The 12,370-nt window shown below is 65.8% G+C and carries 9 protein-coding genes; 5 read left to right on the forward strand and 4 right to left on the reverse strand.

The genetic code is table 11. From position 1 onward, the window contains the following. Positions 1–163 precede the first annotated feature (163 nt). Positions 164–1,648: a hypothetical protein gene (locus EN745_RS02660; protein ID WP_127420469.1), complete on the forward strand. Its 1,485-nt coding sequence runs from the start codon at positions 164–166 to the stop codon at positions 1,646–1,648. On the opposite strand, the gene EN745_RS02665 is transcribed toward EN745_RS02660, so the two are convergent. Both EN745_RS02665 and EN745_RS02670 read right to left on the reverse strand, forming a co-directional pair. Continuing rightward, on the reverse strand, positions 1,634–2,728 hold the full coding sequence (locus tag EN745_RS02665) for a glycosyltransferase family 4 protein (protein ID WP_127420470.1): 1,095 nt from the start codon (positions 2,726–2,728) through the stop codon (positions 1,634–1,636). The genes EN745_RS02660 and EN745_RS02665 overlap by 15 nt on opposite strands. Next, a complete protein-coding gene (locus EN745_RS02670; protein ID WP_127420471.1) occupies positions 2,725–4,134 on the reverse strand; it encodes a lipopolysaccharide biosynthesis protein in 1,410 nt (469 codons plus the stop codon). The genes EN745_RS02665 and EN745_RS02670 overlap by 4 nt, the downstream gene beginning before the upstream one ends. Positions 4,135–4,374: 240 nt before the next feature. On the opposite strand from EN745_RS02670, the gene EN745_RS02675 reads away from it, so the two are divergent. Genes EN745_RS02675 through EN745_RS02685 form a run of 3 tightly spaced genes read left to right on the forward strand, consistent with a single transcriptional unit; the run spans position 4,375 to position 9,258 of the window. Next, positions 4,375–6,528: a GumC family protein gene (locus tag EN745_RS02675; protein ID WP_127420472.1), complete on the forward strand. Its 2,154-nt coding sequence runs from the start codon at positions 4,375–4,377 to the stop codon at positions 6,526–6,528. Positions 6,529–6,531: 3 nt separating this feature from the next. Further along, positions 6,532–7,668 carry a cellulase family glycosylhydrolase gene (locus EN745_RS02680; RefSeq protein ID WP_127420473.1) on the forward strand — a complete coding sequence of 379 codons (1,137 nt, stop codon included), beginning with the start codon at positions 6,532–6,534 and terminating at the stop codon, positions 7,666–7,668. A 60-nt stretch (positions 7,669–7,728) separates the two neighbouring features. Beyond that, complete coding sequence (locus EN745_RS02685; RefSeq protein WP_127420474.1) at positions 7,729–9,258, forward strand: hypothetical protein; 1,530 nt, start codon at positions 7,729–7,731, stop codon at positions 9,256–9,258. 66 nt (positions 9,259–9,324) lie between these two features. On the opposite strand, the gene EN745_RS02690 is transcribed toward EN745_RS02685, so the two are convergent. Together EN745_RS02690 and EN745_RS02695 are read right to left on the reverse strand one after the other, a co-directional pair. Beyond that, on the reverse strand, positions 9,325–10,203 hold the full coding sequence (locus tag EN745_RS02690) for a hypothetical protein (RefSeq protein WP_245487611.1): 879 nt from the start codon (positions 10,201–10,203) through the stop codon (positions 9,325–9,327). Between the two features lie 267 nt (positions 10,204–10,470). Then, positions 10,471–11,619, reverse strand: coding sequence for a DJ-1/PfpI family protein (locus EN745_RS02695; protein ID WP_127420475.1), 1,149 nt, complete (start codon positions 11,617–11,619; stop codon positions 10,471–10,473). A gap of 90 nt (positions 11,620–11,709) precedes the next feature. Here EN745_RS02695 and EN745_RS02700 point away from each other — a divergent pair. Next, positions 11,710–12,370 (forward strand): AraC family transcriptional regulator (locus tag EN745_RS02700; protein WP_145991971.1); only part of this gene is annotated, 661 nt, incomplete at its 3' end.

Raw genomic sequence — 12,370 nt, forward strand, 5'->3', positions numbered from 1 at the left:
ATTCTACGTTCCGCAGGATCGGGCCGGGGCAGTCGAGATTTATTTTCCCGCAAATCACGCTTGCGGATTTCAAGTGTAACCGCAAGGTAAGCTTTTTCCGCCAAGTCATCTGTTTTCGAGTGTCTGCGGCCCGAGCACCAAAATAACCGCGAACGGGAATGACATGGTCTCGATCGACGTGATTGTTCCGCAAATTGCCCCTCGCCGATGGCAAGAGCTCGTCATCGAGCGGCTTCGGGCCGACGGTCATGACGTGGCCGTGTTGCATCAGGCCGAAGCGGCCGCCTGGCCGGCTGCGGCAAAGCTCGCCTTTGCCTTCGAGCAGCGCCTGTTTCGACGGAAAGGGCCCGGCCTCGGCGCTCCGCTGGACAGGATCGAGGCACGATCCGGCGGCCGGCCCGCCGCGTTGAGGCTGGACCTTGCCGGCAACGCGGCGCTGTCGGATATCCCGACAGTCGGCCTTCGGTTTGACGGCTCGGGCTTTGACCTCTCGGCGGCGATAGCAGTCGCGGCCGGCAGGCTGCCAGTGATCGACGCCGTCCTCAACGGCGAGACGGTGGTGGGCCGGGCTCGGCCGATGGTGGACAAGCGGGAATCGGCGGCGCTCGGCACCGAGGATGTGCTGGCCCGCGCCGTCACGCTGGTCGTTTCGATCGCGCGGGCGTTCGCTGAAGGCGGATCACTCCGGAACGAAGAAACGCCTGACGCCCTGGGCCGAAAGGGCGCGACGGCGTTTGGCTTCGCCACCGCCTATCTGTCCTCCGCGCTGCCGCGGCTCGGCCGGGAGGCCATCCGGCGCGTCGGTTATCGCCATGCGCATTGGCGCGTCGGCTACCGCTTCACCGATGCGCCCGGCGTGGCTGAGACAGGCCGGCTCGGGAGCGGCTGGTCGGTCTTGCCGGATCCGGGCGACCATTTCTACGCCGACCCTTTTCCGTTCCAGTGGCAAGGCCGGTCATTCCTCTTCGTCGAGGATTACCCTCATGCGACCGGCAAGGCCGTCATCTCCGTCGTGCCGTTCGATGCCAGCGGCGCCCCCGAGACGCCGAGGGTCGTGCTGGAGGAACCGCACCACCTCTCCTACCCGCAGGTGTTCGAGCGTGACGGCGCGGTCTGGATGCTTCCCGAGGCCAGCGCCGGCGGCAGGCTCACCCTCTATCGCGCCACGGGCTTCCCGGACCGCTGGGCCGCCGAGACGGTGCTGGTCGAAGGCGAGATCTCCGACGCGACGCTGCTCGAGCATGGCGGGCAACTTTGGCTGTTCGCGACCGATCGCGACGGTTACGGCAGCACGTCCGACACGCTGGTGGTTTTCAGCGCTCAGGCGCTCTCCGGCCCGTGGACCCCGCATCCCATGAACCCTGTCCTGATCGACCTTCGTATGGCACGCCCAGGCGGAGCTTTCGTTCGCAACCGGGAGGGCCGTATCCTGCTTCCGGTTCAGGACGGAACGCTCGGCTATGGCGGCGGGCTAGGCCTGTCCGAATTGCTGGAACTCGACCAGCGGACGGTACGGCTCTCGCAGCCCCGGCCGGTCGATCCGGAAGGTGACTGGCCATACCCGAAGATCCACACGCTTAACCGCGCCGGCATGCTGGAGGTTATCGACGGGATCGCGGCGGTGCGAAAGCGTTCAGGGAAACAGTAGCGCCTCGTAGCCCGCGCACATCCTCGCCGGCGAATATTTCTGTCCGAGTCGCCGCCCCGCCGCGGAGAGCGTGGCCATCAGTTCCGGCCTGGCGATCATCTCGGCAAGGCCCCCGGCCATGCCGTCGGCATCGGCCTTGACGAAGATCGCCGCCGCTTCGCCATCCTCGGCCGTCAGCACCTCGCGCATCACCGCAAGGTCGTTCGACACCACCGGCAGACCGGAAATCGCCGCTTCGACGCAGGCAAGGCCAAAGGTCTCGGTCATCGACGGAAACGCATAGGCATCGCCGGCCGCGAGGAATTCGAAAATGCGCGCCGTGGGCACTTCGCCGACCAAGTGCAGCCGATCCGCGATGCCCCGGCTCGCGGCAAAATCGACAAGCGCATCCCGCTCCGGTCCGACGCCGGCCAGCGCCACATGGATATCGGGAAGGTGCGCGAGCGCTCCGACAAGCGCGATCTGGTTCTTCATCTGCGTCAGACGCCCCGACGAGACGGCAAGCCATGCGTCCCGGGGCAAGCCGAAGCCGGCGCGCGCGGCCACCTTGTTGAAGTCCCCATCTGGTGCGGGGACGCCGTGATCGATGCGCCGGATCCGCCGCCGGTAGGCTTGCGGGTAGCGATCGAACTGCGCTTCCGTCCAGGCCGAGTTGACGACGTTCGCCTGATAAAGCCCCGACATGCCCATCAGCTTGTCGATCTGCGAGAGCAGGCCCATCACCCCTTTGGTCTGCGGCGCGCCGCTCTGGTTGGCGACGATGTGCCGGACTCCGGCCAGCCGGGCGCCGATCGTGCCGAAGATGTTGCCGTAGTGCTGATAGGAGATCACCGCGTCCGGCCGCGCCGCGCGCAGATAGGCCGCAAGGCCGATGGCCGCGCGCACCTGTCCGGGCAATCCTCCCGGGCGCCCGGCCAGGATGAAATCCGCATACGGATCGCCGTCGAAAGCGTCGGTCTTCCGGTACATGAAGACGGTGCGCACTTCATGCCCGCGAACCCGCAGGCCTTCACCCACCATGTCGGAAATACGTTGCGCGCCCGCGGCCTCGGCCTGGGTCTGAACCTGGATGATCTTCACATACGCCCCTTCAGCGCCACGCGGGGAGCGGGCGCCGCCCTCCCCATCGCAAAGCCGAAGATCGATGGGTCGATGCCTATTCTACGCTTGGCGATCGACACCGCAATGGCGGTCCATGCGATGACGGTGCCAGCGATGCTGACCGCCGCGCCGATCGGCCCGAAGAAGTAGGTAGTCACGGCGGTCGCGCCGAGCCCCAGCGCGTTGACGATGACCAGCACCTTGAACAGCGCATGCTGGAGGCCGGTCAGTTGCAGCAGGACTTCGATCGGGCCGCAAGCCATGCCGAACGTCGCGCCGATGCCGAAGATGACAAGCGTGGCGCGCATGGCGGGCGTGGCATAGGCCGGATTGAACATCGACAGGATGAAGCCGCCCAGGATCCAGAATGCCGCGAGCACGCACAGCGCGATCGCGAAGCTGCCAAGCGCGGCGAGGCTGGTGATGCGCTGAACGTGCGCCCTGTCGCCGCTGTAGAAGGCGCTGGAGATCTGCGGCGCGAGCGCCTGGTTGATGCCGTTGAGCGCAAGCGCCACGAACCGTGTCGTCCGGTCGGCGACGAAGATCGCGCCGGCGGCCTCGGGCCCGAGGATCATGGCCACGAGCAGGGTGCTGACCTGCCCGAGCGCCGGCGGCAGCGAGGTGACGCCCCACAGGCCAAGCGTCACCGTCCTGAATTCCTGCTTCTGCCCTTCGCTCAGGGGGCCACGTTCGGCGCGCGCCGTGTCGCGCACCAGAGCCACGGTTTGCGGAACGACCGAAAGGACGAGCAGCAGGGCGGTCAGCCAGGTCGCCTCGACCGCGCTCATCTCGACGCGCATGGAATGGCAGACGAAAAGGATACCGATCGTCGCCGCGCGCCAGATGATATCGCGCGGCAAAAGGCCGGATATCAGCGCGTTCTTGGCCCGGAAGGCGCCGGAGGTGAACTCCGACCAGCCGAGCGAGAAGGACAAGACCGCGGCGGCCAGGCACAGCGAGAACCGTTCCGGCGTGCCCTTGCCGATGAACGGCAGGAATCCGACCAGGAGGATGAGCAGGCTGGAGCCTATAAGCCCCGCCAGCGCCACGAGAATGGCGCGCGCCATCATGCCGTGAGCGGAGTTGAGATCGCCGAGCCCGGCATATTGCGGCCAGAACCTGAGCACGGTGCTCTGCTGCCCGACCGAGGCGAAGAAGGACACCAGGCTGGCGCCGGCATAGGTCGCGCTGTAAAGGCCGAACTGCCGTCCGTCCATCACCATGGCGACGGCCACGAACATCAGGAAGGACAGGCCCGCGCTGGCAAGCTTGATGATGCCGGCCACCGCGCCGCTCTTGGCGAGCGCCACGATGGGCATGCGCATGCCGGCCCCGGGGCTGGCGCTCCCGGCCACGGCGTCGCGATCGGCTTGATTCTCACTCAACGTCGGCCCCTGTAGCAATCAACTGGCCTAACCCCCGCGGCAGGCGAGCCGACGCTGAAACCTGCCCCTGAATAGAGCAAAAGCCGGCAATTGCGCCAGCGCGAACGCTCTGCATGGTTACTGTTACCGCGAAATGAATCGCGTAAGCACCTCAGTAACCTTAACGAAAGGCTAACGTTAATCCTGAATACTGGACCGTGTAGAGTGGCGTCGGTACGCCGGCTCTGCAGGGGAAAGGTAATGAAGCCAGCCAGGATCGACGATCGCGCTCTTCCGCCATTGTTCGATATCGGACCGTTGTGGGCCATTCTTTGGGGGCGCCGACTGCTGGTGCTTGCCTTCATCGGCGCGGCGCTGCTTCTGGCGGTGCTCTACCTTGCCGTGACCAGTCCCAGCTACACCGCGACCGCCTCGATCCTGATCGATCCGCGCGACGCGCGCGCGACCAACTTCAACAACGTCCTTCCGGGCATCGGGGCCGACAGCGCAGCCATCGCGAGCCAGGTCTTCGTCATCGAATCGCAGGACCTGCTGGGCACCGTCTTCGACAGCCAGAAGCTCCGGAACGATCCCGAATTCTCGTCCCGCGGCCTGATATCGCGCGTCATGTCCCTGTTCGGCGGAAGTACCCCGCAGGACGCGGCCTTCAAGCGTTTCCAGAAGGCGGTATCGGTCGAGCGCGAAGGGCTGACCTATGTCATCAACGTCTCCTTCACCTCGCCGTCGCCGGAGAAGGCGGCCCGCATCGCCAACGCCATCGTCGACCGTTACAAGGCGAGCCTGGCCGGCGAGCGGGAAACCGCCAATGACGATGTGAATTCCCTTCTCAACGACAGGATCAAAGGCCTGCAGAAGGACGTCAGCGACGCCGAGCGCGCGGTCGAGGATTTCAAATCGCAGCACAGGATCGTTGACCCGACCGATGGCGGCACGCTGCAATCGCAGCTCGACCAGCTGACGACGCAGCTGATTGCCGCGCAGGGCGATGCCGACAAGGCCAAGGACAGATACAATCAGGCCTTGGCAGCTGGCACCTCCGCTGCCGGCCTGGCCAAGCTGTCGGAAATACTCTCCTCCAACGCGGCCGCCAATCTGCGCGACGATTACAACCAGCGCGCCACCGAGCTCGCAAATCTGGAAACCATGTACGGGCCGCGCCATCCGGCGATCGGCCGGCTGAGGTCCGAACTGGACCGCATCAACCGGCTTATGGCCGGTGAGGCGATGCGGATCAGGCAGCAGCTGAAGGCCAATTACGATCTCGCCGTCCAGAATGCCGGAAAGCTGCAGGACAAGCTCGAAGCCTTGCGCCAGCAGTCCCAGGACTCGAGCCTGGCGCAGGTGCAGTTAAGGCAACTCGACTCGAAAGCTCAGGCCGCCCGCACCGTGCTCGACGACTTCCTGAAACGCGCGCAGGAAACATCGCAGTTGCAGGGCGTCCAGACGTCCGAGGCACGCACCATCAGTGCCGCCGCGCCGCCGCTGCAGCCGACCTGGCCAAAGCCGGCCCTGCTGCTGCCGGTGAGCGTCTTTCTCGGCCTCATGGCCGGATGCGGCCTCGCGCTGATGCTGGGCCCGGTCGGTCGGCCGGAGGATGATCCGTCGAGCCAACGGCGGGACGCTCCGCAGGCGGTCGACCCGGGCCAGGATGGCCCGCAGGCCAAGCCCCGATCGTTGCCCGTGCCGGCCGATTTCGGCGAATACCGCTTGCCCGGGGTCGCCGGGGGCGCGGCGCTTGCAAATATCAAGGCGATGAGGAAGTCGCTGTTCGAGACCGACAACGAAACGCTGTCGCTGGCCGTGCTGAGACTGATGCGGCAGATCCTCGGACGCCTGAGCGACCACCCCAAACCCTTTGTGTTGCTGGTGTCCTCGATGCAAAGCAGCGCCGAGGCACGGCTCGCCGGCGCGATGGTCGGGATCGGCCTGCAGCGAGCCGAACAGAATGTGCTCGTGGTTGAAGTCGGAGACCTGCCGCATCGCGCCGGGTACGGCTCCGGCCTGTTCATCGACGGCGCCAGCGGCCTGCGCACGGTTGCAGCCGGTGGGGCGGCCGGACAGGGTCAGCAATCGCGCGATCGCAACAGCTTGCGCAGCATTCTTGCCGAAGCCGGCAACGCCTTCGATTTCGTGCTCGTGGTCGCCCCATCGCTTGGCGAAGAAGGTTGGGACCCGGAGCTTTTTGCCAAGGCCGATCTCACGCTGTTCGCGTTGAACCGGTCCGAAAGGGCATCCGACGCCGCCGATCTGATCGAGCGGCATCTCGGCGCTGGCCAGGTCGAACGCAGCGCCACGCTGGTGATCGCGCAGGACAGCGCCCAGCCCGGCAAGACCCCGCACGACGTCCCGTCGAACGCCGGCGACTGGCGCCGCGGCGCCCTTGCGAGGACCTGATCCATGCGGGCGCCGGAGCAGGCTTTGCCGGCGCTGTCGCGGCGGCGTGCGCTTGCCCTGACCGGCGGCGCACTGCTTACAGCCTTGCCGTTTTCCGTCTCCGCCACGCTGCCGGCGGCGAACAAGCGCGCCGTTCCCTCGCATGGCTTCAACCTCCCCGGATGGTTCGAACGAGAAGGCGGGACCGCCCCTGCCCCGGCCGTTCTGGAGAAGCTTCGTCAAACGGGGTTCGAAACGATCCGGTTGCCGGTGAATGGCGATCTCGTCGCGGATGGCAACAGGGCGGCATTGCGCGCCATTCAGCGTGGCGTGGCCGAGCTTGTCGGGCTGGGCTTCGCGGTGCTGGTGGACATGCATCCTTCGGGTGATCTGCGCGCCGCGTTCGAGCGCGATCCGGCAAGCGCGGCCGAACGCGTGGTTCAAGCCTGGACGGCGCTCCGCGTCGTCATTGCCGACCTGCCGGAGGACTCGGTCTATCCGGAGCTGCTCAACGAACCGCCGATGGAGCGGAGCGACTGGCTCGCGCTGCGCGAACACCTTGCCGCAACCTTGCGCGCCAAATGTCCGCTGCACGCGCTGGTCTGGGGGCCGGCGCGCTTCCAGGGCATTTGGGAGATCGGCGACACCCCGCCGCTGGCCGACGACAGGCAGATCGCCGCCATCCACTACTACGCGCCTATGGCCTTCACGCATCAATGCGAGACCTGGGATCGATCGCCGCTCGCCCGTCTCGCCAACCTGCCCTTTCCTGCGACGAAGGACTCGCCGCCGGTCCGGGCGCTTGTCTCCAAACTCCAGGCGGCGGGCGACGAGGAGGCTGCCTCCCTTCTGGAGCAGGAACTGTCGAGGCCGTGGAGCGAAGCGCGGATTGCGTCGGACTTCGCTGGGCTCGGCCGCTGGTCGGCGGCCCAGCACTGCCCGGTCATGCTGAACGAATTTGGCGTGCTCAATTTCTGCGTCGATGCCGACAGCCGCGCGCGCTGGGTTCGCGCCGTGCGCAGGGCTGCCGAGGCCAACCAGATCGGCTGGGCCCATTGGGAGCTCGACCAGGGCTTCGGCTTCATCGCCAACAGGCAGAGCGCGGAAGGGTTCGACAGCTCGATGATCGCCGCCCTGCTGGGCAGCGACGGCGAGGACTGACATGGACAAGGCTCAGCACATCCGGGCGCCGATGCCTGCGACGGTCAAGGCCGACCGGCAATGAGCGTCACCGGGACATATCCGCCGGTCGGCCTGGACGCGTCGAGCTTTGAGGCGCCGCGCGACGACGCGCTGCTGCATGTCTGCGTGTCGCTTACCCTCGTTGCCTTGACGGTTTCGGCCTTTGCCGTCTGGACGCCGTTCGGCATCGCGGCGACCTTCCTGCTGACGCTGATCGTGGCCAACGCCATGCCCGCGGGCGTCCCCGTCCTGATCATCTGCGCCTTCCTCTACCAGAACCTCGTGGTGACCTGGTACACCCCTTACATCCCCGACAACGACACGTTCGACGCGCTGCGCGGCACCAACTTCGTCATCCTGATGACCGCCTTCTGCATCTTCCTTGCCGCGTCGTTCCAGAAGCGCGTGCGGGCCCTGACCGAATTGCGCTTCTGGCTGCTGCTGAGCATCGTTCTGTGCGGGACGATCTGTTTCTATCTTGCCTTGGGGATCGTGCACGGCCAGCCCAAGGATGCGGTCGTTTATTTCCGCAACACGATCACGCCGCTCGCCTGCTTCCACATCGCGGTTCTCGCCGCCAGCCTCTATCCGGTCGACCTGCGCAAGAGCATGTTCTGGCTCGGCGCCGGCGCCGTCATCTACGGCTATGTGGAGCTGACCTTCACGATGGATTTCCTCAGCCTGTTCCATGGCGACCTCTACATCCAGCGCAACATCGCCCGGCAAATCGAGACCGGCGTCTGGGAGAAGTCGCTCAAGGAAACGGGCTTCGTTTTCCGTGGCCTGCAGGACGTGATGACGACGACCTTCTTCAACACGCCGTTCTTCAACGACATCCTGCCCAGTGTCTTCCGCATCGGCGGCCCGAATTTCCATTCGATCAGCTACGCCTACGCGCTCAGCATCATCTCGGCCTGGCTCCTGTTCAGGGGCCGCTGGCTGCTGCCCATCGCCGCCCTACCGCTGCTTCTGGTCATCGGCTCCAAGGGCGCCACGTTCCTTTTGCTCATCGCACTCGCCATGCGCATCATCTACCGCCCTTCCCGCGTCCGCCTGACGCTCGCGGTCGCCCTGGCTCTGGCAGCAGCCTGGACGACGGCCGCGATCGCCTATGGCGCCACGCATGGCGACTACCACGTGCTTGGCCTGACCGCCGGTTTGCGCGACTTCCTGGCCAATCCGCTTGGGCAAGGATTGGGATTTGGCGGCAATTTGTCGAGCACCAGCCTCAATCTCAGCTGGGCGACCGCCCAGGCCGAGGGCGTCGCCTCGGTTCCCGTCGAGAGCGCCGTCGGCGTCATGCTCTACCAGATGGGCGTGGGCAGCTTCATCTTCTTCGGCTTCCTGGCGGCGCTCGCCGTGGCCGCCCGGCGGCAGCTGATCGAGACCGGCGACCCGGATTTCCTGTTCGCCTTTGTCGGCATCGTCACCATCTCGGCCAATGCCGTGCTGCAGGAAGAGGCGTTCTACTCTCCGCTTGCGCTCAGCTTCTGCCTGCTGCTCGTCGGTGTCTCGCTCGGAACGCACTGGCGCGAGGTAGCGGCGGCAAGGGCCAGGCCGCAGGACTGAACTTTCGGGAGCACAAAGGCAATGCCGACGAAAGACGGCGCTGCTGACCTGTCGTCGCCCTCTGGTTCAGGGGCCGAATATCACCAGTTCGGTGAATGTCAGGTCACCGGGCGAAGGCGGTTTCGGCCCTTTGAAATATTTCAGCCCCTTGTTCGCGAAGTAGCGGCCGAACAGGCCTGCGATCGGCCCGTTCGCATCGGCTAGGCAGAGCAGGATTCCGTGTCGCAGGAGAAAGCGTCCCAGCGCGCCGGCGCCGCGGCTCAGATCCGCGACCGAACGGCAATAGACGATTTGGGCGCACGGGATCAGGCCGTGCAGGATGCGGCGCGGCATCAGCACCAGCGGGTATGCCGCCCCGTCGCGAATGCAGACGAATGACAGGCAGCCCAGCGCGGCATGATCCTCGAGGATGGATCTCTCGCTGTCCGACAGCATCGCCATCTCGGCGAGATCGGAGCTAACCTCGAGCACCCGGCATGACGGCTGCGCCGAACTCAAGGCCGGCAGGAACGCGAACTGGCCGCTGGCGAAGAGGCGAAAGCCGAGCGCCTTGTTGGCATTCAACGTCGAAGGCGCCGGCGAAATGTTGGTATAGGTCACATCCCGTCGCCTGAGCACCGGCCAGATCAGCTTCATGGCATAGGGGCGGAATGCCTTATCCACCGACCAGCTTGAGATGTTGCAGCGGATTTCATCGCCCTCCCGCCCCGGGTAGCGGGAATAGAGGGTGAGCACGACCCCGACGATCCGGCCGGAACTCTCCAGGGCGAAACCGTATCGCGGACAGTCGTCGATCGCGGGCCGTTGCGACAGACGGGTCAGCGCATGTTCCCAGTACCTGCGGCGACGCATCGGAAAGCCCCTGCGGAGGCAGCCGATCACGCCATCCCAATCGCCCTCGCGAATTGGTCGACAGCTGAGATCGGAGGGAAGTGCGCCATCCATAATCGACTCGGGAATACTACCAAACTAGCTGGATAGCTTCACGTTCGTACTTATGCTACTTGGCAAAAATTAACAATCTCTGCGCCTTAAAAGGTAATTCTGTAGTCGTTTCTGAAATACAACCTTGCACAACCATCGGCTTTTGGTCACGCAAGGACACGGCATCCCGTACGGGCCACGGCTCGCCAGGCCGAAGCGCCACGCCCCTTCCGCGTCGCCGCCGGCGGCTGTTCGAAGTCCGAGGCTTTGACCATGGCGCCAGCGCCTTTATTGCGAAGCTCCCTGCTTCGGATATTCGAGCTGCATGGCGACGAAATCCTTCGTGCCGGTGCCGTAGCGGTCGGCGATGTTCCGCAGCGTCTGGTCCAGCGCCTCGACCGGTGGCTGATGCTCGAAGCTGGCGATCCGCCGTTCCGAAGGCCAAGAGGCGGCCACCTGGTCGGGCAGGAAGCGTATGCCGTTGCGGCTCGTGATGGCTTCATTCGTCCCGGAAACCGTCACGGCGCGCGAACGGTAGGTGCGCGACCACGCATCCGCGACAAGGGCGAGCGACACCTCGTCCATGCCCGGCGTCAGTTCCAGACCCATTTGCTCGTGATCCCAGAAGGCAAGCGTGCTGCGAATCGCCGTCAACGCGAAGGGGCGCGTGAACTTGAAGGCGGCGCTGGCATGGCGCGCATCCCAGCCGGTCAGTCCAAGCTCAGTCGCGACGGCTTCGGCCTTCTGCCTGCCGGCAATGGCCTCAATCAGGGTCAGCATCATCGGCATCGACGCCGTGATCCCGGTCGTCGTCGCCACACCCGGGTCGACCACGAAGCGCCGGTCGGCGACATAGCGGATCGAGGGATGCCGATCGCGAAGCTCGCCCACGGAGTACCAATGCGTGGTCGCCCGCTTGCCGTCGAGCAACCCGCTGGCGCCGACGACCTTGGCTCCGGCGCAGATGCCGATGACGATGGCGCCCTTGGCCGACTGGCGCCTTATCCATTCAAGCACCGCAGGATCGTCGTCGCGGCTCATCGCCGGAACGATGACGTAGTCGGCGCCTTGCGGATGCCGCGCATCGAACGCCGCCACCGTCGCGTCCGGCTCGACACTGAGCGCGGGGAAGAGCGTCATCGGCCCCGGCTGCGTCGCCACCGTCATCACATCGGCCACATCGGCGCGCTTCAGGATGCCGTAGGGCATCAGATAGTCGGTGGTTTCGGTGGCGTCATTGATGCCGATGATGGCGACCAGCGGCCGCTGCCGCTTCGGCCCCAGCGCCGCTATCGTGGCGTCCGCCTCTTGCCGGCCGATCGCCGGCGCGGCGATGGCTTCGGGTGTCGGCGGCAGCGACAACAGCCATCCCGCGCCGAGAGCCAGGAAAAGCACAACGATACCCAGCCCGCCCCACAAGACAGTCCGCAAGCGCATGGTGGATCCTCTGCTCGACCGAAGAGATTGACCGAAAGTGTAAAGGCGCTAGGCTTTGGCCGAAATGACATAAATCGTGCGAAAACTGCCATGCAACGGACAGTCGCGATCGTTATCCACCCGGGCTTCCAGTTGCTCGATGCCGCGGGGCCGACGGCCGCCTTCGAGATCGCCGGGCGTTTCGCCCCCGGAAGCTACGAGCTGGCGATGCTGGCTCCGGGCGGCGGCGAGGTCGAAAGCTCGTCGGGCGTCCGCCTCACCACGGCGCCTCTGCGCGACGGGCGCTTCGACACGGTCATCATTTCCGGCGGCGAGATCGTGCGCTCCCTGGCTGCCGCCGAACAGATCGCCGCCTGGCTGAAGCGCGTCGGCGCGCGGCGGATCGCCAGCGTCTGCTCGGGCGCCTACCTGCTCGCGGAAGCGGGGCTGCTCAACGGCCGCCGCGCCACCACGCATTGGGCAAGCACGGACGATTTCGCCCGCCGCTATCCGAGGATCAGCGTCGATGCGGACCGCATCTTCGTTCACGATGGCGATGTCTGGACCTCGGCCGGCATTTCCGCCGGCATCGACCTCGCGCTCGCCCTCATCGAGGACGATCTCGGCCAGGATGTCGCGCGCCGCACGGCGCAGCAGCTTGTCGTCCACCAGCGCAGGTCCGGCCAGTCGCAGTTTTCCTCGCTGGTGGAGCTCGGCGGCCGCACCGGCCGCTTCGCCGATTTGATTGAGTGGATGCGGGACCATCTCGCCG

This window comes from Mesorhizobium sp. M4A.F.Ca.ET.022.05.2.1 (assembly GCF_003998845.1).
GTDB lineage: Bacteria > Pseudomonadota > Alphaproteobacteria > Rhizobiales > Rhizobiaceae > Mesorhizobium.

Excerpts from the sequence above, each read along its gene's own strand:
- EN745_RS02685 (WP_127420474.1), top strand. The coding sequence starts at position 7,729 with ATGAGCGTCACCGGGACATATCCGCCGGTCGGCCTGGACGCGTCGAGC.
- EN745_RS02660 (WP_127420469.1), top strand. The coding sequence starts at position 164 with ATGGTCTCGATCGACGTGATTGTTCCGCAAATTGCCCCTCGCCGATGG.
- EN745_RS02690 (WP_245487611.1), bottom strand. The coding sequence starts at position 10,203 with ATGGATGGCGCACTTCCCTCCGATCTCAGCTGTCGACCAATTCGCGAG.
- EN745_RS02680 (WP_127420473.1), top strand. The coding sequence starts at position 6,532 with ATGCGGGCGCCGGAGCAGGCTTTGCCGGCGCTGTCGCGGCGGCGTGCG.
- EN745_RS02695 (WP_127420475.1), bottom strand. The coding sequence starts at position 11,619 with ATGCGCTTGCGGACTGTCTTGTGGGGCGGGCTGGGTATCGTTGTGCTT.
- EN745_RS02675 (WP_127420472.1), top strand. The coding sequence starts at position 4,375 with ATGAAGCCAGCCAGGATCGACGATCGCGCTCTTCCGCCATTGTTCGAT.